This window comes from Tigheibacillus halophilus (genome assembly GCF_042683165.1).
Lineage (GTDB): Bacteria > Bacillota > Bacilli > Bacillales > Amphibacillaceae > Tigheibacillus > Tigheibacillus halophilus.
In genome coordinates, this window is the sequence record NZ_JBHUIZ010000005.1 from 384,216 (window position 1) to 407,523 (window position 23,308).

The 23,308-nt window shown below is 43.2% G+C and carries 20 protein-coding genes; 8 read left to right on the forward strand and 12 right to left on the reverse strand.

All coding sequences use genetic code 11. The features are described 5' to 3' along the window. Positions 1–143: 143 nt before the first annotated feature. From ACFSMW_RS08150 to pbp4, 4 genes are all read right to left on the reverse strand, one after another. Complete coding sequence (locus ACFSMW_RS08150) at positions 144–1,952, reverse strand: BlaR1 family beta-lactam sensor/signal transducer (RefSeq protein WP_390354634.1); 1,809 nt, start codon at positions 1,950–1,952, stop codon at positions 144–146. Further along, on the reverse strand, positions 1,949–2,338 hold the full coding sequence (locus ACFSMW_RS08155; protein ID WP_390354636.1) for a BlaI/MecI/CopY family transcriptional regulator: 390 nt from the start codon (positions 2,336–2,338) through the stop codon (positions 1,949–1,951). The genes ACFSMW_RS08150 and ACFSMW_RS08155 overlap by 4 nt, the downstream gene beginning before the upstream one ends. Before the next feature lie 156 nt (positions 2,339–2,494). Further along, positions 2,495–3,898: a DUF1565 domain-containing protein gene (locus tag ACFSMW_RS08160; protein ID WP_390354638.1), complete on the reverse strand. Its 1,404-nt coding sequence runs from the start codon at positions 3,896–3,898 to the stop codon at positions 2,495–2,497. 178 nt (positions 3,899–4,076) lie between these two features. Beyond that, positions 4,077–6,116: a penicillin-binding protein PBP4(5) gene (gene pbp4 / locus ACFSMW_RS08165; protein ID WP_390354640.1), complete on the reverse strand. Its 2,040-nt coding sequence runs from the start codon at positions 6,114–6,116 to the stop codon at positions 4,077–4,079. A gap of 223 nt (positions 6,117–6,339) precedes the next feature. Here pbp4 and ACFSMW_RS08170 point away from each other — a divergent pair, with 223 nt between their 5' ends. The 5 genes from ACFSMW_RS08170 (at position 6,340) to ACFSMW_RS08190 (ending at position 9,041) form a co-directional block, all read left to right on the forward strand. Then, positions 6,340–7,095, forward strand: a complete 756-nt coding sequence (locus ACFSMW_RS08170; protein WP_390354642.1) for an SDR family NAD(P)-dependent oxidoreductase — start codon at positions 6,340–6,342, stop codon at positions 7,093–7,095. Between the two features lie 14 nt (positions 7,096–7,109). Then, a complete protein-coding gene (locus ACFSMW_RS08175) occupies positions 7,110–7,544 on the forward strand; it encodes a MarR family winged helix-turn-helix transcriptional regulator (protein ID WP_390354644.1) in 435 nt (144 codons plus the stop codon). 13 nt (positions 7,545–7,557) lie between these two features. After that, entirely contained in the window at positions 7,558–8,364 is an 807-nt protein-coding gene (locus tag ACFSMW_RS08180; protein ID WP_390354645.1) for an SDR family NAD(P)-dependent oxidoreductase, read from the forward strand. A 259-nt stretch (positions 8,365–8,623) separates the two neighbouring features. Continuing rightward, positions 8,624–8,857 (forward strand): hypothetical protein, encoded by a 234-nt coding sequence (locus ACFSMW_RS08185; RefSeq protein WP_390354647.1) that lies wholly within the window; start codon positions 8,624–8,626, stop codon positions 8,855–8,857. A gap of 43 nt (positions 8,858–8,900) precedes the next feature. Continuing rightward, positions 8,901–9,041, forward strand: coding sequence for a YpzI family protein (locus tag ACFSMW_RS08190; RefSeq protein WP_390354649.1), 141 nt, complete (start codon positions 8,901–8,903; stop codon positions 9,039–9,041). Positions 9,042–9,152: 111 nt separating this feature from the next. Here ACFSMW_RS08190 and ACFSMW_RS08195 read toward each other — a convergent pair whose 3' ends face one another. Continuing rightward, complete coding sequence (locus ACFSMW_RS08195; protein ID WP_390354650.1) at positions 9,153–9,512, reverse strand: Lin0512 family protein; 360 nt, start codon at positions 9,510–9,512, stop codon at positions 9,153–9,155. Positions 9,513–9,720: 208 nt separating this feature from the next. Here ACFSMW_RS08195 and ACFSMW_RS08200 point away from each other — a divergent pair, with 208 nt between their 5' ends. Further along, on the forward strand, positions 9,721–10,728 hold the full coding sequence (locus ACFSMW_RS08200; protein ID WP_390354652.1) for a DUF3231 family protein: 1,008 nt from the start codon (positions 9,721–9,723) through the stop codon (positions 10,726–10,728). A 201-nt stretch (positions 10,729–10,929) separates the two neighbouring features. Here ACFSMW_RS08200 and ACFSMW_RS08205 read toward each other — a convergent pair whose 3' ends face one another. Continuing rightward, the gene (locus ACFSMW_RS08205; RefSeq protein WP_390354653.1) at positions 10,930–12,150 is read right to left on the reverse strand and encodes an MFS transporter; all 1,221 of its coding nucleotides are present in this window, start codon (positions 12,148–12,150) and stop codon (positions 10,930–10,932) included. Positions 12,151–12,302: 152 nt separating this feature from the next. Here ACFSMW_RS08205 and ACFSMW_RS08210 point away from each other — a divergent pair, with 152 nt between their 5' ends. Then, complete coding sequence (locus tag ACFSMW_RS08210) at positions 12,303–13,199, forward strand: LysR family transcriptional regulator (protein WP_390354655.1); 897 nt, start codon at positions 12,303–12,305, stop codon at positions 13,197–13,199. Positions 13,200–13,224: 25 nt separating this feature from the next. On the opposite strand, the gene ACFSMW_RS08215 is transcribed toward ACFSMW_RS08210, so the two are convergent. The 6 genes from ACFSMW_RS08215 to ACFSMW_RS08240 form a co-directional block, all read right to left on the reverse strand. Further along, complete coding sequence (locus tag ACFSMW_RS08215) at positions 13,225–14,451, reverse strand: DUF819 family protein (RefSeq protein WP_390354657.1); 1,227 nt, start codon at positions 14,449–14,451, stop codon at positions 13,225–13,227. A gap of 296 nt (positions 14,452–14,747) precedes the next feature. After that, positions 14,748–15,950 (reverse strand): ornithine--oxo-acid transaminase, encoded by a 1,203-nt coding sequence (locus ACFSMW_RS08220; RefSeq protein ID WP_390354659.1) that lies wholly within the window; start codon positions 15,948–15,950, stop codon positions 14,748–14,750. Between the two features lie 245 nt (positions 15,951–16,195). Further along, the gene (gene cydC, locus ACFSMW_RS08225) at positions 16,196–17,926 is read right to left on the reverse strand and encodes a thiol reductant ABC exporter subunit CydC (protein ID WP_390354661.1); all 1,731 of its coding nucleotides are present in this window, start codon (positions 17,924–17,926) and stop codon (positions 16,196–16,198) included. A gap of 31 nt (positions 17,927–17,957) precedes the next feature. Next, positions 17,958–19,598 carry a thiol reductant ABC exporter subunit CydD gene (cydD, locus tag ACFSMW_RS08230; RefSeq protein ID WP_390354663.1) on the reverse strand — a complete coding sequence of 547 codons (1,641 nt, stop codon included), beginning with the start codon at positions 19,596–19,598 and terminating at the stop codon, positions 17,958–17,960. Next, positions 19,598–20,611: a cytochrome d ubiquinol oxidase subunit II gene (gene cydB / locus ACFSMW_RS08235; protein WP_390354665.1), complete on the reverse strand. Its 1,014-nt coding sequence runs from the start codon at positions 20,609–20,611 to the stop codon at positions 19,598–19,600. Before cydB ends, cydD begins: the two co-directional genes overlap by 1 nt. Continuing rightward, on the reverse strand, positions 20,601–21,998 hold the full coding sequence (locus ACFSMW_RS08240) for a cytochrome ubiquinol oxidase subunit I (protein ID WP_390354666.1): 1,398 nt from the start codon (positions 21,996–21,998) through the stop codon (positions 20,601–20,603). The genes cydB and ACFSMW_RS08240 overlap by 11 nt, the downstream gene beginning before the upstream one ends. Positions 21,999–22,412: 414 nt before the next feature. Here ACFSMW_RS08240 and ACFSMW_RS08245 point away from each other — a divergent pair, with 414 nt between their 5' ends. Further along, positions 22,413–23,294, forward strand: a complete 882-nt coding sequence (locus ACFSMW_RS08245; protein ID WP_390354668.1) for an SH3 domain-containing protein — start codon at positions 22,413–22,415, stop codon at positions 23,292–23,294. Positions 23,295–23,308 lie beyond the last annotated feature (14 nt).

Here is a 23,308-nt window from a genome sequence, read left to right on the forward strand (position 1 = left end):
CACTGACTAAATGGGTTCTCGTATGTATTATTTTTGAATTGGGGAAATTTATACGCGTTTTTATAGGCGGTGATTGCTTAAGTGTTTAAGAAAGATCCATAAAACACAGGCACTCCCGTTTGGTTGATGAGTGCCTGTATTTCCTAATAAATATGTTTGTCCTGCAATATCCGGGAGGCAATTTGCTTGGCTTTGCTGCCATTGACTTCCTCTTTTTTACTTTGTAGATTGAGCGCAAAATAATAGGTGTTGTCAGCTGTTTTGACAAAGCCGATGAACCAGCCGTTCACATCTTTGCCGTTTACTGTGCCGGTGCCGGTTTTCCCATATAACTTACGCTGTTCATGTTCATTGATAAAGATGGCATCTTTAATAGCGTCGGTGTTTCTTTGATCAAACCCAAGCTTATTTTCTTCAAAAGCATGTAAAAGCTGTACTTGTTCAATCGGTGATATTTTTAAGGAAGATTCCATCCAGTAGGTATCCAACCCTCCTGATAGGTCCTCATTTCCATATTGGATGCGATGAAAATGGTCCTGCAGTTTGGCTGTACCTGTTTCCTGGTCCAGATTTTGGAAATACCAATTAACTGAGTCATGCATGGCAGAAGCCAGGTGATGATTCTTATTCCATGCTTTGAAAGGATAGTTTATGCCATTCCAGTTTCTTTCACTTTTCGCGGGAGAAATGACGTTTTCCTCCAGAGCTATCAACCCGGAATATATTTTGTAGGTGCTGTCTGGAGACACTCTGTACTCACTCATTGGACGATTATAAACATGGTATTGGTTCTTAGCAGAATCATACAGCACAAAGCTGCCATCGCTGCCGCTAAAATAGGAGGCCATGTCTTCATCAACGACATTTTCCCCTTTGAAATGATAGACATCATTGGGGCTGGCGATAGCTGCGGTAAGCGGAGTCAGACATAGCACCAATAATGCTAACGCAGTACAGATTGCTTTGCTCTTCCATTTGGAAAACCCTGCCTTCCCGGAATATTTGGCGATGTACAAAATCCTTTGTTTGATTTGCTGTTTTGTACCGCTTATCCCAGTTGAAAATTGTCCATATGTTCGTACTTGCTTTTTCATTGCGAAATGGATAATGGTTTGCCCATATTCCGTATATCCATTCTCATCCAGCAGTTCCAAAACACTGGCATCACAAGCCAATTCCCTGTCGGAGTGGATTTTTTTCAGGCTATGCCAGACGAGCGGATTGAACCAATAGATCGTTTGGAGCAGCCACATGATGTAATTGACAAGGAGATCCTTGTTTTTTTGATGGCATAACTCATGTAAGAGAACATATTTCAATTCATTTTGTGAAAATGATTTATCAGTTTTTGCGGGCAGTAAAATATATGGTTTGAAAATACCTAGCGTGATAGGGGATGCGAGAAGCGGCGTTTCCCGAAGCCTCACTTTTTTCTTGAGACCGACAGCTAAGGTACACGACTTGAGTAACTCATCTATTTGCCTATCCTGCATTTCTGTGGCTGATTTTTTCAATTTGTGGATACGACAGCTTGCATAGATAGCAAGCACGATGAGAAAGACCATGCCAACGAGCCAGACAGCCACTGCCATCTTGAAAAACAGATCGGGGGCAGTTTTGTTGACAGACAAGGCAAAATCATGCCATGCACTTGTCTCATGGGCTTGCACGAAATCCGATGGGTTCTTTTGATTTGCAGTGGCAGACTGGTCTGTATGTGTACTGCCGCCAAAGAGCAGGCTTTTAAAATAATGCAGCAATTCCTGAAGCCGAAAAGACGACCAGGGAAAGAAAGAAATAAGCGGGGGAGCTGCAATAAAAAGCCAGATTTTATAATGCATTTGCTGAGATAAATGTTTAGCGAAAAATTTTTTGATCAAGGAGATGAGCAAAATGAAAAAAGATACCGTTATGGCGCTTAGCAATAGCCGCAGTACAAATGTATCCATCATTTTTCTCCCTTCTTCGCGTCTCTCTCCGATAAAATTTTCTGCAGCTCTGAAATATCTTCCTTCGAGAGCTGATCGTTTTCGATGAAATTCAATACCATGGCGTTCAATGTCCCATCAAAAAATTGGTTGAGAAAAGATTTGCTTTTTTGTTCTACATAATCCTCTTCCGCGACCAATGATGTATAGACGTAGGCTCTGCCATCCTTTTTCGCTTTTAGAATTTTTTTCTTCACTAACCGTGCCAACATCGTTTGTATGGTGTTCGGTTTCCAATCGATTTCTTGTGACACTTTATCAACAACTTCTGGCGTAGAAAGTGGTTCATGCTTCCAAACGACTTTCATCACTTCATATTCAGCTTCGGATATTTGTGGCATTTCCTTCATCATGATCCCCCTGATTCTACGTTTGTAGTATTTATTATACCAAGCTGGATATTAAGTTTAAAGAAGGATTTAATTTAATTTCGCTCCTGGGAATTTTTAAAAAAGGGACACACCATAGTTCCCAGATAATCTGGGGGCAGCCCTTTTGTGTGGCAACTACTCTAGTATTCTTTTGGCAGGTGAATTCTCTTTCAAACTAAAATCATGTTTAGCCGCATCTCGGTAACGTGGATCTACATAACTGGATGTTGCATCACTTCGCGAAGCACGCTTGAACGCCATAAATGAAGTATATGCCTTATCTTTCCATATCCAAATTCCGGTTTTTGCTTTTTCTTTGTGAAATACATTTCCTGTAAGGGAGTTACCTTGATTGGTTGTAAAATAATTAGCAATGAATAAGCGGGATGGCCCCGCTGTCAGGATATTTTTTGCTATCATATTATTTTGTGTGTCGTGCTGTAATAAAATCTGGCCGCCTTCCAGCCCCTTCGTATCATTTCGGTAGATGATATTTCGGGCGATCATGGTGTTTTTGGTGCCTCCGCGATTTTCATCATATCCCCCAATTGATATGCCAGTGTAAGTGTTGTCATATATCGTATTGTTTATAATATGAATATCATCCGCATACTTTTTTTCATGTTCAGAGGTAGCTTCGATCCCGATATCGCATTTATAAATGGTGTTGTTAGCGATAATAATATTTTTTCCGCCATCCACATATATTCCACCGGCTGAATAATCTTTTCCATAGGCTGGATTACCGTAAGAAGAGATATCGTGGACTATGTTGCCTTTGACGACCCCGTGACGTACAAAGTCAGCTTTTTCATCTTTAAAAGTACCTTCAAATCCTATCAAGTCAATTCCAATATTATCATTTCTGCGCACGAGGTTATTTTCGATTCTGAAGCCATTGATATTTCCGTTTAGAACGAGTGCTTCGCTCGAACCGAGTTTTAAATCTTCCACCGTATTATTCAAGATGTTTATATCCTTCATCGGTCCTGTCGCATACACTGCGATTCCATGTGCATTCCCTCCCTCCGCAAGGGTTTCTATCCGTTTGACATGATTGTTCTTTAACGTAATATGACTGCTGGATCCAGTCACGGTAACTCCCATTGCTGTCTCGTCAGCTGAAGCAGCAGTTAAGTCTTGCATCGTCAATCCATCTATAGTTACATGGTTTTTGTTATCTATGACGATCAGGGAAGGATCACTTTTAGTTGTTTTCAGCCTTTTTCCAGTAAGGATGACTTCATCCTGCTTATACGCCTTGAAAAGGATCGGTTTCGATTTTGTGCCGCTATGTTTTACAATAAGTTTTTCCTGATAGATTCCTTTTCGAATATAAATAGTAGTTCCTGGTGTCGCTTCTTTAGAGGCTTTTTTAAGTGTCCGTAAAGGATGTGATTTCGTACCAGAATAGTGGTCATTCCCATTTTGTGCTACATAGATAATGCGATTATCTTGTTTGTTTGTACTTTTACCATTGATTACCAAAATTACAGTGATAGCAACTGTGATCAATAGTGAAATGTAAATTATTTTCATTGTGCCCATCCTTCTCTACAAGCCTATTATGATGAGTTTGCAGCAAGCCATTGATGCAGTTTATTTCGTGTAATATCATAACACATTCATCCCGGTAATCAGTGGATGGCTTCAAAAAATATGGTACGAAACGATGATGTTGCTTTACACCTTCATGTATTCATTCTCCATTCAACTTTCACGGTTCCCGCAAGTAGTTGTACAGGTTTTCTATCAGCGGTTTGTTTAACTGTGTAGCGGAAAGCCCGGCCGAATAATCTTCCACTAGTGAAAGCATGATGAACTGATCGTCTTTTGTATCAAAAGCAAGCAGAAAACTGTTTTCTTTTCCTTTCTTTCCTTGCTCCATTTTTAATTCCGCTGTACCTGTTTTGGCAGCAAGCTGACGATTCGGGTCATACAAGGCGTGGGCGGTTCCGTGCGGATCACTTACCACTGTCTGTAATGTTTTTTTCATTTCCGCTGCGGCGGCACTGCTGATGGCTTGTTTTGTTTTACTGTTCTCCTTATCAGCGAGCAGATGCGGATAGACAAGTTTTCCACCATTTTGAAAAACGGAATACATTGTTACTTGATGAATAGGAGACAGCAATAATTGGCCCTGGCCATATCCTGTATCTGCCAACAGGATATCGGAGTCGAATCTCTTTTTGTTAGAAATTTGGGCTGGTTTCATAGCGATTGGCAGATTTAGATCCTCTCCAAAAATGAACGGTTGAAGTCCTTTCCTAAATGTGGGTTCTCCCATTTCCAAAGCTTCCTGTGCGAAGTAGATATTGTCTGAATAAACGAGGGCCTGGCGCATATCTACATCAGTTACATCAGAGACACGGGTGACAGAATACCCACCCCATGAGCCATCCTTTTGCCAGCTGAGACCATGAATGGTTCGGTGCTTATCCGGACGGGTCACACCTGCATCAAGCCCAATGCTGGCGGTAATTGCTTTGAAAGTGGACCCTGGTGCATAGCGAACAGCGAATCTTGCTATGAAGGGCTGCCTTTCATTTTTCGCGTATTTATCATATTCTGCTTGCGAGATGCCCTGGACCATCTTATTCGGATCGTATGCAGGGGAACTTGCTAAAGCATAAAGAGCGCCTTTCTTAGGATGCATGATGACAGTGGATCCAGCTTCGCCGTTTAAGCTTTTATATGCATCCTTCTGAATATGCGCATCAATTGTAAGCTGTACATCCTTTCCATCAGTCTTATCGACTTTTTGTATGGTTGCTTTTTCTTCTCCCGTGTCATCGATTATGACAATTTCGCCGCCATTGATTCCGCGCAATGTATTATCGAGTGTTCTCTCCAAGCCGGTTTTTCCTATTGTGTCCCCTTCATCCAGATATGGATGTTTTTGAATATCCTCTTTTGTCACTTTTCCTGTGTATCCAATCAGATTTGCCGCAGCTTCTTTCAATGGATAATAACGGATTGTCGTATCTTGATAAGAGATTCCGGGAACCACATCAGCATGGTCTGATGATATAATTTTCAAGGGAACAAATAAATCATCTTTTACCCAGTTCTGCTGTAATTTTTTATCCAATTCCTTCAGTGACAAATGAAGATGCTTGCTAATATTTCGCAGCATGGCTTTCTTTTTGCTGCCAGAATGTAATTCTTTTGGGATAATACCAGCCCATTTGAAATCTTCATTTGCTGCAAGTTTGTTTTCATAACGGTCAACAATTTCTCCGCGTTCAGCTATCCAAGGGTGGAAGGCGATTTTATCTGTGTCTTCCATGCCAGGGAATATCAAAGAAGGGTGCCATTTCAGCCTGAATTCTCCATTGCTTTTCACCAAGGTAGCTTGGTACTTTAGGTCCTTCAGTCTGCCAAGAGGCGTTTTCATAGTTAAATGATAGGAGAGGGTTCGCTCACCATATTTATTTTTGTTGATTTGGATATGGGAGGAATGTATCTGTGTAATATTGATTCCGTTGAAAATGTGATCATACTTTTCTTTAATTTCAGGAAGCGTGTATTGAGTTGATTGTAGGGATTTCCTGTCAAGGACAGCCCCTAGTTTTTGATAGGATTTATTTTCCAGAATCCTGATAAAGGTTTTGGCAGTAGCTTCTGCCTCGTGATTATCGTTTTTATAGAGGGCTTGGAAGGAGATCCAACCGCCAAAACCTAGTAAAAGAAGGATAACGGTCAACAGCAGATAACGTTTTGTCAGGTTTTTTCTTCGTTTGATCCTAGTCAGCAAATTGTTCACATCTTTTCTTTGGCATATTACTACAACTGTAGTAATTGTAACAAAACTACACTTGTAGTAATGGAATTATAGCATAGTCGTTGAGAAGCGGCAAACTGTTTTTATAAAAAGGAGAGCAAGTGTTGAAAGTATGAACGCAGCAGACAAATTATTTTAACATTAAAAGTTTTAATGTTAAAATAAACCCATCGAGATGAAAAGGAGTTGTTCTGTAATGGGGAGATTAGACAATAAAGTGGCTCTGATTACCGGCGGTGCTGGTGGCATAGGTAAGGGAATGGCCACTGCATTTGTCAAAGAAGGTGCCAAGGTTGCTATTGTGGATTTGAATGCTGAAACTGGAAAAGAAACAATAGAAATTCTGCAGCAATACGAGCCGGAATGTTTATTCATTCAAGCAAATCTTGCGGAACATGATAAACTGAACGATCTTGTCATGCAAGTCGTCGACAAATACGGTAAATTGGATATTCTGGTTAATAATGCCCACGCATCGAAAAATATGCCGTTTGAAGAAGTGACCAAGGAAGTGCTGGATCTGTCCTTCGATACCGGATTTTATCCAACGTTTTATTTAATGCAAGCAGCATTGCCATATCTAAAAGAAACAAAGGGGAAAATTATCAATTTCGCATCAGGAGCAGGGATTGACGGTAATATGGAACAAGCATCTTATGCGGCGGCAAAAGAAGCAATTCGCGGTATTTCACGAGTGGCTGCAAATGAATTTGGTCCTTATGGCATCAATGTCAACTTGATTTCTCCAATCGCTGACTCGCCAGGTGTACAGCACTGGGCAAAAGCAGAACCAGAACAATATCAAGCGATGCTTTCCAAAATCCCGATGCGCAGACTTGGTGAGCTGGAAAATGATATTGGCCGCGCAGCAGTGTTTTTAGCCAGTGCAGATTCTGATTATATTACTGGCCAAACGCTGATGGTCGATGGCGGCGCAATCAAGTTGCGTTGAGAGGTGAGACAAATATGAAGGATCAAAATGTCTTCCAGCTCATTCGGACGGTAGAAGCATTCACAAATGAAACGATTATCCGCTGGACGAAGGCTTTTGGCCACCAAATCGGCATTTCACCTATTTTGGTATTGTATGAGCTAAAAACAAAGGGCGCTCAGAAACAGACACAGCTGGCAGGAAGTCTCGGTTATACACCTGGTGCGATGACAAACATTGCTAACAGACTGCTGAAAGATGGTTATGCCAAAAGACAGCTTGACGGGACGGATCGCAGGATTGTCCGATTGATGATCACGGAAAAAGGTCGTCAGCTGTTGAAAGAGGCACAGCAAAAGGGGCAAGAGCTTAGGGAAGAACTATTTTCCGTCTTAACTGAAAATGAAGTCAGGCAGTTCTTGATGATTCACGAGAAATTGCTGCAAAATATAAAAAATGATGGCGTGTGAGGTGTGGGTTAAAATGAAACGGGTAGAAGGAAAAGTGGCATTGGTAACTGGCGGGGCATCGGGTATCGGTTTGTCCGCTGCAACACTGATGGCAAAAGAAGGGGCCAGGGTGGTCATTGCGGACTTTAATGAGCAGGGAGCTGCCAGTGCTGCTAATGAACTGAAGAATCTTGGATTAGAAGTGAGCGGCATTTTCCTTGATGCAGGTGACGAGGCATCTATTAAAGATGCAGTCGATTTTACAGTGGAACAATACGGTACGATTACAGTGCTGTACAATAATGTTGGCGTGACGAATTTGAAGAAAGATCTGGACGTTGTCCATATTGATTTAGATGAGTGGGACAGATTGATGAACGTAAACCTGAAAAGTGTGCTGCTTGGCAGCCGTTTTGCTATCCCGCACATGATCAAAGCCGGCGGCGGCTCCATTATCAATACAGCATCTATGGCAGCATTCGCAGGAGATGCCACTCGTTCAGCTTATGGTGCATCGAAAGCGGCTGTCGCCAACCTGACACGTTACATCGCCGCGCAATATGGTAAACATCATATCCGCTGTAACGGTGTAGCGCCAGGGCTTATTCTTACGCCTGCAGCGAGAAATAACATGCCTGGACAAATACTGGATATGTTTGAAAAATACAATGCCCTTCCATATCATGGGGAAGCAGATGATATTGGAAATACTGTTTTATTCCTGGCATCTGATGAATCCAAATTTATCACAGGGCAAACCATTCAGGTAGAAGGCGGACACTATCTCTCCAATCCGACCATACCTGATATGCAAGAGATGATGGCGGATACTGGCCATTAAGAAGTTTCGTTTCCAGGTAGTTTGATGAGGGTGAGACTGAACTAGCCAAAAACAGCTAAAAAAAGCTATAAAGTGCCATTTCACATCTAGTTGATTGGAGCGAAAGGCGGCTGACTCCTTGAAAAAGAAATTCGCTTTTTCTGCATGCGATGTGAATGCTGCCGAAGCGTTCCTTGTCCTGTGGGAACAATGTTTTTCGATGGGACGCGTAATCGCAGTCCCAGCACGAGTCTAAAGCCCCCGCAGGAAGTGATTTTCTTTGAAGGAAGGCAAGCTACACACGGTCTTTGCGGCCAACGCTTGCACACCCCTTGTCGGGGCACCTGGCGTGCAAATCAACGAAATTGCTAAGCTGGATAAAAAAGTTGGGCGGTTCCATGTCAAGATGGTACCGCTCGACTTTTTTACATTTCCTGGGGTTTTGTCTCACCCTCTTGATACAAAATGGATACATAGAAAAATCTTGGGAAGCAACGATGTCCATCTTGCATAATCTTCCGTTCTCCGTCCCATCTTAAAACTGGGAGGTGCTAATGATGGGAAAAGATCGTCAAGAGAAGAAGCTTAAACAAAGCGGACGTGTGGAATCTGACCGGGATGTCGGACTGCGCTATCCTGGCCGTGCCAAGATGTCCAGCCCAGAAGAAGCTAGAAGATTGAACGACGGACAAAAATAATCTTTTATCAATCGTAAAACGCGTACCCAGCTTGATCGGATGCGCGTTTTTACAGTAGGGCTGCGAAAGATTTTGCAAAAGAAATGCATCATCCCTCACAGATGATAGGAATCAATAACCTGTTTCTACAGCCGCATTGACAATATACATCATGTCATTTTTATCCTGCTTGTCTTCTAAGAAAATCCCGCTTGTCGTTGCCATGCCTCCCGGAATCACTTCCACTGACACTGTGCCGTATGGAATAATCGATTTCACTTTTTCAGTATCTAATTTTTCCTCGTCAGCAGGGACCGCAAGTTTGACGTTTACCACCATATTGTCGAGTCTCTGTTCTGGCAGTGCCTTTTCGATGCCGGGCATGGAATTATGGTGAATAGCATCCTCTACTGCTCTCTGTGCAGCTTTGGTAATATTCTGACCATGCACATCTATTCCTGTTCCGATTTGAATGAATAGCAGCTGTTTCATCTGTTTTTATCCTCTCCTTTATGTTTGTAATACTGATTTTCCCATGAAGACAGAAAAACAAACCAAGAAGCGAAGCGGACGTTAAATATCCACTGCACTTGTGTAGTACACATTCCAGAAATGAAAAATATCATCGCTTACATAATATTCTTCACAACACAAATAACTAAAAGATAAGCAACTGAACTTTAAGGAGGAGAATAGCCAAATGGACGAAAGCAGTCATATCCCTGTGACAGCTACAGAAATCGGGTCACTGTGGACGCAATATTTAACAGATAGTGCAAACGTGTGTGTATATTCATATTTTGTTGAAAAGGTGGAGGATCCTGAAATAAAGCCGATGCTGGAGCATGCCTTACAGCTATCAAAAGCGCATATCCAAAAGATTACTGCCATAATGAAAAAAGAAAATCGCAGTATTCCACACGGATTCAGTTTAGAGGAAGACGTAGATTTGACTGCTCCAAGACTATATACAGACACTTATTTTTTACACAATGTACACCAGATGGCTGCTATTGGCCTTACAATATATGCTGGGTATGTAGCAGCATCTGTCAGAGCGGACATTACTGAATTTTATAGCTCATGTTTGCAGGAGACTGCATTGCTTTATAAGCGATCAAAGGACGTGCTGCTGTCAAAAGGTTTGTATACACGGGGCCCTTTTATGCCGGTAAAAGCGCATGTAGAGTACGTGGAGAAACAAGGATTCATCTGGGATGTTTTTGCTGAAAAAAGACCTTTGACCGTCATGGAAATATCCAATCTGTTCGCTAACATCCAAAGGAATGGCTTGGGTACGGCGACCATAATAGGGTTTAGTCAAGTCTCTCAGTCTAAAGAGTCCACAAAATATTTTTTGCGCGGGAGAGATATTGCCAAGAAACATATCGATAAATTTGCAAGGAAAATGAAAGAGGGTAATCTTCCTGTACCCATGACTTGGGATACGGATGTGACAGAAAGCACGGCGTATACATTTTCTGATAAGCTGATGATGTTTGTGACAACTGGATTGATCATGGCAAGTATCGGTTACTATGGTGTAAGTATTGCAGAAAGTCCTAGAGCAGATCTTGCTATGATGTATAATAAATTATCTTTGGAAATTCAATCGTATTCGGAAGATGGAGCGAATATCATGATCGAAAATAAATGGATGGAGCAGCCGCCCATGTCTGCCAATCGAAATGATTTAGCGGCCGAATGACAGCTTCAGTTCGGCAGCCCTGACTTATTGCTTATTCCTCAAATGAGTGATTACGTGATTTACCGAGGTGAAGAGACTAGTATAAAAGCGCCGGGCCGTCAAGCCAGACGCTTTTTTTTACTCGCGTACTTTAACAAGGGACGCATGGGACAGTTCAGATTCTGTTATAAACATTTTCGAAAACATATTGCCTGTCCTCCATCAGACTATTTGCTCACTAGGTTCGGTTTTCTCAACTGCGGCTTTGTACCGTTTGCTTCGCATTAAATATATACTGTATATAATTAAAAAGGCAATCATAAATAAAGCGGAATAACGATACATCAGAGCATAGCTTGTCATACTGATGATTGGTGTTAATATGACAATACCGAGAGAGACACCGAGGTCCATAAACGACAGAAATGTTCCGTTTGCTGCTCCTTTACGATGGGATGGGGAACGATTGAGAGCCCATGCTTGCAAAGAGGGCTGTACAGCACCGAATCCAAATCCGAAAAAGAGTGAAGCAATGACCAGTGTTGCAATACTTGTGGTAAAGGAAAGGGTAATCAGCCCGATTGCCATGGAAATAGCACCAGGTAAAATGACACTGGCATGGCCTCTTTTATCGAATAGTTTTCCGATAAAAGGTCTGGTAATGACAATCATTGCACAATGGCCGATGAAATAGACCCAAATTTGGTTAATACCAATTTCTCTGCCGAATAATGCAATGAAGCTCATGATTCCACCAAACGGAACAGCAAGCAAAAAACAGAGAATCGAGGGAAGCAACGCCTGCTTTTCAAAAAGCTGCTTCAAAATCGGCTGTTTTTCACTAGCTGGCATGGCCGTTCTTGCGCGTTTAGGAATACGGATCATGTTCATCAACAACAATCCGACGACCATGACTATACTGGTAAATATCAGTATGGCATTAAAACCAAGTTTGTTTTGCATAGCGATGCCGACGATTGGCGCCAGTGAGGTGGCGAGAATGACGGAAAGGGCGTAATACCCTGTCCCTTCTCCACGTTTTTTGTCTGGAACATTATCAGACATGATCGTAGCGATGGTAGTTGATGTCATTCCCCAGCCAATTCCTTGGATGGCCCGTATACTAAGCAGCATGACGACGGTTGAAAAGACGAATAAAGACAAATTGGATAGAATTAATACGATGAATCCGATGAACAACAGTGGTGCACGGCCCCAACTGTCAACTGCCTTTCCTGTGATTGAACGGAAAATGAGGGCGCTGAAGGCGAACAGGCTGACGACAAGCCCTGCCTGCATATCGGTTCCGCCAATATCTTTCACATACACGGGCAATGTCGGAATCAGCATTTGAAACCCCATATATACAAATAAATTTCCGATAACAATGATGATAAAGTTCTTTGTCCACAGTTTGGACGAAACGTGATGTTGTGTTTCCATATAACCATCCTTCTTTTATAGTTATTTCTCTAAAGGGGAACATGGCGGGTTTGGGTTTTACACGACTTTACTATTTTATCAGGATGGTTGATATATTAAAAATATATATATTATAATACTGCTATATGTTATAAGTATAACGGAGGCTGACAATGGAACTGAAACAGTTGCGGTATTTTAAAACGATCGTGGAAGCGGGCAATATTTCCAGGGCTGCAGAGATGTTATATATGGCGCAACCACCATTAAGCCAGCAGTTGAAACGGCTGGAAAAGGAGCTGGGTGCCACGCTGATTTACCGGCATACGAGAAAATGGGAGTTGACCCAGGCGGGGGAAGCGCTGTATCGCCATGCGACAGCCATGCTGCAAAAACAGGCCGATATACAGGAAGAAATAAAGGAAATAGCGTGTGGAACAAAAGGAGAGCTGGAGTGTGGTGTTTCATCCAGCTGTATCTCTCTGTTGCCTGATAAAGTCAAGGCATGCCGGGAGTTGTATCCGGATATTTACATAAAAATATGGGAGGGGGACTCCTCCTATTTAGAAGAATTGCTGACAGCGGGCGATATTGAGATGGCATTGATGCTGCTCCCGATCGAACTGGGAAAGTATCGTTTTTTAGCGTTACGGCAGGAGCCGTTTGTCGTGGTTGCACCAAAAACATGGCAAGCACAGTTCCCGAATTCGGTGATAAAGGCGGAGCAAATCGTGCAGCATCCTTTTTTAATGCTGGCGCCGATGGAAGGGTACGCTGTTTATGAGAATATTATCCATACCTTTCACAAAAACAAATTGTCGCCAAAAGTGGTGATGGAGTGCAAGGACATATCTACTTTATTATTGCTGGTTGCTACAGGTACAGGCATATCGATTGTGCCGAAATCAGAATTGAACCAGGCGTATCACCACGACATTGTCGCATATGAATTGGAGGGCCTCTCCATAAATGTCCAGCCCTCCATCGTCTGGCTAAAAAACCACCGTCTTTCCAATACAGCCCGGCGCTTTATCGACTTGTTCGGAGACAAGTCCGATATTCAAAAGTGAGCATGGGGCTTTTCTACCAGCGTAATTACATGAGGGTCGAGAACCAATAGCCAATGATGGTACCGATATAATTTCCAATGATATATCCTAGTGTGCCTACGACTAGGATTGGTCCTACAAGGTTCTTCCATCCTTTGGCAATCGCCATGGCTGCCGCGGTTGTAGGACCGCCGATATTGGCATTACTGGCCAGCAGGATTTCCTCAAGGTTAATCTTAAGCACTTTGCCGGCGGCCAGGGAAATAAGCATATTGATGAAAACGATGATGAACACAAATAGAAGCAGCAGCGGTGCATGTTGGATGATCATCGGGATTGAAGCTGGTACACCTATCACCACAAAAAATATGTAAATTAAAAATGTCCCGAATTCCTGGCTGCCGTTGATTTTTTTAAAGTGATTCGGGAAAAACGAAAGGACGGCGAAGGTGAGTGTCGTCAGCATCAGATAATGATCACCAAACAAGCCATGCAAAATATGGAAAATGAATAAAGCATCATTGCCGGACGGGATGACCGAAGCGAGATAGTCAGCTGCTTTGAACGAAACGATAACCAATAGAAACGCCGTACCTACAGCTAATGCGATATCTTTCAAAGAAATATCCTTTCTTTTCCAAAACCCTTCCGCAGACGTTTCGTTTTGTTGATTTCCAACTTGTTTTTCAAGTGCATCGATATGTGGCGTGCTATATCGTTTCCGAAAGAAAGTAACTGCGGGAATCGCCATCAGGATGATGATATAGATAGCCATCATCAGGTTGTCAGCCACGACGGCAGAAGATACCATCTCACCCGGTGCAGAGAATTTTGTTGCCATTGCAAGGAAATTAACACTTCCCCCTATATAGGAAGCGCTCATCATCGCACTGATTTTATCAAGAAATGGGATGGAATTTTTTAGAAGAGAAAAACTGATGATCGTTCCAGCAACTGTGCCTATCGAACTTATCAGAAAGATGAGCAGCAGCTTGCCGCCTTCCTGCCATAGCTTCCGAATATTGACATTGAAGAGCAGAAGCGGGATGGCCAGTGGAACTATCACGCTCCAAACAGCATCATAGACTGCTGATTCGGTCGGAATGACATTTGTATTGGATAAAATGATGGCTCCAATCAGTGCGATGACTGCACCGGACATTTTAGAAGCCCAGCTGTAACGCTGTTCCAAATAAATGCTGGCGCAAGCCCAAACGATGATGATTCCCCATAATGTAAGGGTATCATCCGGTTGAATAAGCGTGTGGTTCATGTTCAGAATCCTCCGTGGAAAATCTTGCGATAGTGAATAATAGCAAGAAGGAATGCAATACTTATATTGATTCTAGCAAAACCAGTAGCGGCAGCACAAATGTTGGAGCCACTGTTAAAGAATATCCGATATGAGGAGAGCCGCCGATTGGCGAAAATTTTTCAAGATACGAACAAACCGACAGCAATATAGCTGTCGGTTTGTTGGCCGGCTTGATCGGATGGAAGATCGGTACGTTTTCCGTTCTTAATCGGCTGTATTCCAAATCTGCAATGAGGAGCAGCAGTCAGCAATAATTATTTGCTGAACACCTGCTTGATTTTTTCAATCGCCTCATCCAGCTCTTCTTGTTTAATAATGAGTGGCGGTGCAAAGCGAATGACATTTTCATGTGTCTCTTTGCAGAGCAACCCTAACTCCTTCAAATGTTCGCAATAGGGACGTGCTGATTCATACAATTCCAAACCGATAAACAGCCCTCTTCCGCGTATTTCCTTAATGGCTGGATTGTCGATCTTTGTTAATTCAGCACGGAAATATTCTCCAAGCTCATTAGCGGTATCTGCCAGTTTTTCTTCCTCGATCACTTCCAGGGCTGCTACCGATACGGCACAGGCAAGCGGGTTGCCCCCGAATGTTGAACCGTGGGAGCCAGGTTCGAAGACACCCAGAATATCCGAATTAGCTGCAACACATGAGATTGGCATGACACCGCCGCCAAGTGCTTTTCCTAGAATGTACATATCAGGAATGATATTTTCCCAGTCGCAAGCGAACATTTTTCCAGATCGTCCAAGGCCAGCTTGAATTTCATCGGCAATATATAAAACATTGTTCTCCTTACATACATCATACGCTTCTTTCAGAAATCCTTCTGGTGGAATGATGATACCTGCCTCACCTTGAATTGGCTCGAACAGGAATCCAGCTGTATTGTCGTTGATTGCCCTTTTCAACGCCTCGATATCTCCGTAAGGAATTATCTTGATGCCTGGCAGCATTGGTTCAAAACCACGTTTGTTGTCGGGATCGGATGATAAGGACACCGCTGTCATTGTACGGCCATGGAAGTTACCTTCACAAGCAATGATTTCTGCTTGCCCCGCAGCTACCCCTTTTACATCATATGCCCATCTGCGAGCCGTTTTAAAGGCTGTCTCGACAGCTTCTGCTCCAGTGTTCATTGGCAAAACCATATTTTTATTGGTGAGTCTGCTCACCTTTTCGTAGAATTTCCCTAATTGATCATTATGAAATGCGCGTGAGGTCAATGTCACTCGGTCGGCCTGTTCCTTGAGTGCTGCAATGATTTTCGGATGTCTGTGTCCCTGGTTGACTGCTGAATAGGCACTAAGCATATCCATATATTTATTTCCCTCTGGATCTTTGACCCAAATTCCTTCCGCCTCCGCAATGACAACTGGCAAAGGATGGTAGTTATGTGCTCCGAACCGGTCGGTTTGTTGAATGATTTCTTCTGTTTTGGTTGTGATTTCCATATATTTACCCCCTGTGTACTGCATGATATGAATGCGCTTCCTTCATTGTACCGTTTGCGTAGGAATTTGCAAGATGGCAGTTTCATATTTATCTTATCAAAAACCATATACAAACATCTAAAATTCGTTAAATACAAGTTTGGTAAAAAGTCCGTCAGAAGACGCTGTCTGTATGATAGAATAATGAAATTGCAATGCCTGTCCCGAATGCATTGCATGTACCTTCATATCCCGACTATGAATCCTCAGCCGCGATCCATTACATAAAGCTTACGATAGTAAGAACTGTGTTTAAACAGTGCGTCATGGCTGCCTTGTAAATGTATGGAGCCATTTTTTAAAAAGATGATCTCATCCATGTTTTCTACACCAGCCAAATGGTGTGTGACCCAAATAATCGTTTTATTATTTGCAGCTGTAAGCATGGTATTGATCAGTTCAGTTTCCGTGGCGGGATCAAGACCGTTGGTGGCCTCATCCACCAGAAGAATCGGGGTGTCCTGCAGCAGCACCCGGGCCAGCGCAATCCGCTGACGTTGCCCGCCTGAAAAACGATTGCCCATTTCATGCATGTTTGTCTGCAGGCCATTCGGGAGCGAGTCTATTAAATTGCTTAATTGTGCTTCTTTTATCACTTTGGCTATTTGCGAATCTGTCGCATCTGGTTTCCCAATTCGGATATTATTTTCAATCGTTGTGTCAAAAAGATGTGGTTTTTGGTTTAAAATGGAGACAGATTTAGAAATTAGCGAGCTGTTCATCGGAATGCCACCGACATTGATATATCCGCTTGTCGGCTCAAGCATCCCTGCAAGCAACAATAATAGCGTTGACTTGCCTGTGCCGCTTTGACCAAGAACTGCAATTTTCCTGCCAGCTTCGATATTTAAGCTGATATGATCGAGTACCCTTTTTTGGGCGGCTGCATATTGAAAACTGACATTAGTCAGCTGAATGTCTCCTGTGCTTACGTGTTTTTCGGTCACTTCTGACCTAATATCTATGGATTTTTGTGATTGTGTCACTGAATTATCATCCGCCAGCTGCTGCAAACGTTTCACACTGTCCGTATAGGAAGGCAGCTCGCTTGCAGCTTGCGACAGCGGCATCAATGCGTCTGTAATCGAGAAAATCATCAATGTGAATGCAGCAATCATTGTGTTGGAAAAAACGCCGCTGCCTGTTTGTATGCTGATCCAAATCATCACAGCGACAATGGTAATGCCAATAATAAACTGGGTAGCAGCATCACGCCAATGGCTGAATCTTTGCAATAACCGTTGTTCTCTTTGCAGATGGTCATCCCGTGCTTGCAGATCCGCAAGCAATTGAGTCGTTCTGCCGCTTGCCTGCCAGTCTGCCATTCCAAAAATGGCGTCTGTCAGTTGCTGGTACAGGCGGTTACGGCTAGTTTTTTGTGTCACATGGCGCTGCTTTGTCTGCAATAAAGAAAATAATGGAATCAAAAAGACAAGCGCCCCGAGCAGTAAACCAAGCAGCAGTGCAAAGGTCCAGTCAAATGCGCCGAAAATGATGATGACCAGGGTATATAGCACGACCCCGAGAATACCGGGGATAATCGTACGGATGAAGAGATCCTGTAAGTGTGCGATATCCTCAGCCAAAACAGCAAGCAGGTCACCAGTTTTATATCGGGAATGCAAAAAAATCGCATGAGGCTCCACAAGGTGATACAGCTTGGTCCGCATAGTGGCCAATATGCGAAGTACCAGGTCGTGACTGGTCAGCTTTTCTAAATAAGGGAAGACAGCTTTACTGATACTGAATGCTCTCACCGCAACAATAGGTACATAAATCAGCATGACATTTTCCACCTGGAGGGCGGATTTGGAGATAAGGTAGCCGGAAACGAATAAAAGCATAGCGCCGGAAGCAATACCGAGCAGCCCGAATATCAGTGCTGTGGTGAACGGCCATGTATACTTTTTCAAATAAGGTATAAGCAATGTTTTCATATCCGCGCTTCTCCTCTGCCATAAAATTATCTCAACAATTGGTTGCTGTTTGTGTATTCAAATCAATCACACTGTCCATATCTTTGATCCAATGTGTACGATGTGTTGCAAAGAACACAAGTTTATTTTTAAACAGACTCAACATCAGTTCTTTGATAGCAAATTCCGTTTCAATATCCAAATGCGCAGTCGGCTCGTCAAGCAGAATGACCTTTCGTTCGCTCAACAAAGCACGTGCCAAAGATATCCGCTGCTCCTGTCCGCCACTTAAAGCCCTGCCGCCCTCGCCAATCTGTTCATCCATGCCGTTTTCCAATTCGTCTATAAACGATGCCAAACCTGTTTGCGCAATAATTTGCTTCACTTCTTCGTCACTGGCATCCGGTTCATAAAAACGAATATTATCCGCTATGGAGGCAGGAAAGAGATAGGGGTGCTGCGGAATATAAGCGATTTGTTCCTGCCAGTCCGTGTTCGCAAGTGAAGGGATGGACGTTCCGTTGATTTTAATTATCCCGGCTTGCGGTACAATGAATCCGGCAATTGTTTGGATCAGGGTTGTTTTGCCAGATCCGCTTGGCCCGATGATACCTATCATGCCTTTCCCGTGATGTGAAAACGAAAAATCTTTCAATACCTTTGTCTCCCCCAATTGTACTGTGACACCTTCCAGCATGAGTTCACTCTCCGGACTGAAATGGAGATGCTGCCCTTTTTCAGCAGCTGGGGCTGTAGCAATTATCTTCTCCATTTCCTTTAGGGCTGCTTGTCCGTCTAGCGTAGCATGATATTCTTTCCCGACTTGGCGGATCGGTGAGAAATACTCAGGCGCCAGAATCAAAATCGTCAACGCCGGGAGCAGTGCGATTTCATTATCGATCAGCCGGAACCCAAGCCCGACAGCAACGAACGCTATTGATAGACTGGTAAAAAAATCCAATGCAAAAGAAGAGAGAAAAGCGATTCGCAGTGTTTTATTGGTCGCTTGGCGGTACCGATCGCTCACTTTGCTTATTTTTTGCTCATGCCGCACACTTTGTCCAAGGAATTTCAATGTATCGAGTCCCTTTAACGAATCAACAAAATGATTGGATAAAACACGATATGTTTCATACTGGCTATCAGCTTTTTTCTGTGCTGCTTTACCAAGAAGGATCATGAATATCACAATAACAGGGACTGTCACCATTAAAAGCACTGCGGAGATTTTATCTACTGTATAAACATAGACGACAATTAACGCAGGGGTGACCATCATGGAAACCATACGTGGAATGGCAATTTCAACATATTTCTTCATCTTATCGGTGCCTTCCATGGCGAGCGTGACTAGCCGGCCGGTTCCTAAAGTGTGGATATATCCTTGTCCGTGCCGAAAATAGGCATGAATCAACCTATTTCGCATTTCTTTTCCTTTTCGTTCAGCAAATCTCTCCGCAATCCATCTTCGGAGCTGTGCAAATATGGTGCGGAGTAAGAAGCCCAGTACAAACAACAGGATGCTGGAGGCGGACTCCTTCACTGTACTGCCTGCGAACAAGGCGGAAACTGCCCGGGCAAGAAATAGAGCCTGGCCGATGATGGCCAGCGTTTCCAAAACGGTCAGACATGCAGCTGCGCCATAAAATGGGACGCTATTTTTTCCTGCGGGCAATCCCCGTTCACGAAACATCAATAACCCAGCTTTTCATGTTTTTTCACCCTTTTACGGAATATATAATAACTCCACGCCTGGTAGGCCAAAACGAATGGCAATAAGGTGAGGGAGAAATAAGACATCACCTTTAAAGCATATTTTCCGGAAGCGGCATTAAAAATCGTCAAGTCATTCGCCGCGTGGAGTGAGCTGATCATCACACGTGGAAACATCCCGATGAACACACTGGCAATCAGCAGCACAATCGACGTACTTGTCATGGCAAATGCCCAGCCATCACGTTTTCTTCCATTGAGAATGATGGAAAGGACTAGAGTCACCAGTCCGAGTGCAGGCAGCGCAACCCACCAGAAACCATGATATGTGAAAATGTCCGTTTTAATCAGGCCGGCGAAACCAAAGGCAAGTACAAACAGTACAGTCAACGGGGCAGCTTTTTTCCCTAGCTTGCGGGCGCGTTCTTGTAGCTCTCCTTCTGTACGTATGGTGATGAACTGCAAGCCGTGTGTGATGGTCAGCATCAGATACATGAGTCCGCCGAGTAAAGCGAATGGATGAAGGAATTGTACAAATCCGCCAGTCATTTCCTTATTCGCATCAATTGGCATGCCGGTCATCAAATTTCCCAGGACCACGCCCCACAAGATAGGTGGAACGATACTGCCGGTGAAGATTGCCCAATCCCATGTATTTCGCCATTTCAAATGATTCATTTTGCCACGGAATTCAAATGAAACGCCGCGAATGATCAACGCCAGCAGCATAAATACCAAGGGGATATAAAAGCCGCTGAATAATGTGGCATACCAATGGGGAAAAGCTGCGAACATGGCGCCGCCGGCTGTAATCAGCCATACTTCATTCGCATCCCAGAATGGACCGATCGTGTTGATGTAAACACGCCTTTCCACATCATCCCTTCCAAGAATTCTTGCAACGATACCAACGCCGAAATCAAATCCTTCCAGAACAAAAAATCCGATAAACAGTACGGCGATTAACAGAAACCATAATTCATTAAGAGACACTGATCATCTCCTCCTTATCAAATGGATCGTTTTCGGCTGTTCCTTTTTTCTGTGCAGGTTCATCTTTCTTGATTTCCTTAGCAAATAAATAGATGGTCAAACCGGCAAGAATTAAATAGATAGATGAAAAGGAAATGAGTGAGAACAGTACTTCATTGGCAGTGACCGATGGTGATACGGCATCTTCTGTTTTCATGACACCAAATACGATCCATGGTTGCCGGCCCATCTCTGTCATGATCCAGCCGGCGGTATTACCGATAAATGGCAGTGTGATGCCAAATACCATCATTTTTAGGAAAAACGGGTGCTTATCCAAAGAACCTTTGCGAGAAGCATACCAACCATAAAGAGACAGCAATAGCATTAGCCCCCCTGCGGCCACCATTGTTCTGAAGGTCCAGAATATCGTCTTGACTGGCGGGATGTAATTCCCCGGTCCATACTTCTCGGTGTACGCTTCCTGAAGCTGATTCATTCCTTGGATCTCTCCGCTAAATTTGTTGAAGGAAAGCAAACTGAGCATATATGGGATTTCCAGTCCACCTGTGGTTTCTTTTTTATCAGTATCGATATTGGCGATAACTGTAAATGGCGCAGGGTCATCACTGGTATCCCACAGACCTTCCGCAGCAGCCAGTTTCATTGGTTGTTCTTTAATCAGCAGTTGTGCAGACTGGTGGCCGAAAATCATCACGAAAACCGCAGCAATCGATGCAACAACCATCGAAATTTTAAAGGACTGCTTAAACATGGAAATATCATGCTTGCGGCCGATTTTCCATGCACTGATGCCGGCGATGACAAATGCTCCGGTTAATAATGCTGCGAATAAAACGTGCGGGAACTCTACCCATAAATGTGGATTCGTCAAAATAGCTTTGAAATCGGCCATCTGAGCTCGACCATCGACAATGTCATAGCCAACCGGAGACTGCATGAACGCGTTCGCTGATAATATCCAGAACGCGGACATGATGGTACCAATTGATACAAGCCAAATGGATGCCAGGTGGACTTTCTTTGGCAATCGATCCCATCCGAAAACCCAAATGCCGATAAAAGTTGATTCCATAAAGAAAGCGAGTAAACCTTCTATGGCCAACGATGGCCCGAATACATCACCTACAAAACGGGAGTATGTCGACCAATTCATGCCAAATTGAAACTCCTGCAAGATTCCTGTGACGACACCAACAGCGAAGTTGATCAAAAACAGCTTGCCGAAAAATTGTGTCATGCGTTTGTACATGTCATCATTTTTAACAACATATACTGTTTGCATGATCGCAATTGTAAATGCGAGTCCAATTGAAACAGGGACAAAGAAATAATGGAAGATCGTTGTGGAAGCAAACTGAATACGTGCCAATGATAGAACGTCCATGTGCTCTCTCTCCTTTACTGGTTCTTCTGTCATCATGAGCTATCGTTTGGAGCAAACGCTCCGAAATTTTGTGAAAAACATCACAAATAATTCGTGATCAAAATAGGCTGTAAACAATGGAGTCAGCCAGATTATGTCTTGTTATGTTTAACAACATGTATACAGTGGTAAAGTAACTACACCCATAGTATAACTGGTTATTTTGTTAATTAATTCACAAACTGTTACAAAGCTTTGACTTATTCATGACTAATTGTTGACGTATGCATTAAAATGCTGAAAATCGGATGCACTTTACTTGAAACCAGACAGAAAATGAAAATCAATCGGCGTAAAAAATTCTATGTATTTCGGGCAGCCCGACTTATAATTGAAAACAGGGATTCGATAATCCAACCAAAGGAGAGGATAAATGTGAAGAAAACATCCATCGTTTTTATTGCCACTGTCTTGCTGTTAAGTTGTCTTGTCATGCCGATGGCGACATCCGCGGCTGTTAAAACAACCAAAACATCTGGTGCGTACGCTGCCACCGCCAGCAGCCTGAACGTCCGGTCTGGCCCGGGAACAACGTATAAAAAGCTGGGGACGTTACATAAGGGGGATATCGTCCATGTGAACGCAAAGACCAAAAGCGGCTGGTATCGATTCAAATATAAAAATAAACATGCGTATGCCAGCGGTTCCTATCTCCGAAAGGTAAGCTCGACAGCTAAAGAAATCGCCAAAACAAAAACTGCTAAAAAGGCGAATCAAATTGTTGCTGTTGTTGCAACTGGATCGAAGGCATATGTGGAATATTGGGTGAAAAAGAGCAATGGCAAATGGAGCAGATCCTTTCTCACAAAAGGGCATGTCGGATCCAAGGGAGTCGGCAAGGCAAAAGAGGGTTTGAGCAAAACACCGCAAGGGTCGTATAAACTTGGATATGCTTTTGGGACTTCAAACCCGGGGACGAAGAAGAAGTTTCGAAAGATTACCGAGAAATCGTATTGGATTTCCAACGTGAAAGATGCGAAATATAATACTTGGCAGGAGCGCAAAAAATCAAACAAAGCTGACGAACATCTTATCGATTATCCGACTTCCTATCAATATGGTATTGTGATCAACTACAATACTGCCAAACCGAAAAAGGGGGCTGGCAGTGCGTTTTTCCTGCATGTTGATAACGGCAAGCCGACTGGGGGATGTGTATCTATACCGAAAGCAAAAATGAAAAAGCTGATGGTGAGCTTGAAAAATAAATCGCATATCATCCAGATGAGCAACCAAAAACAGCTTAAAAGCTATTGAACGATCAAAGAATC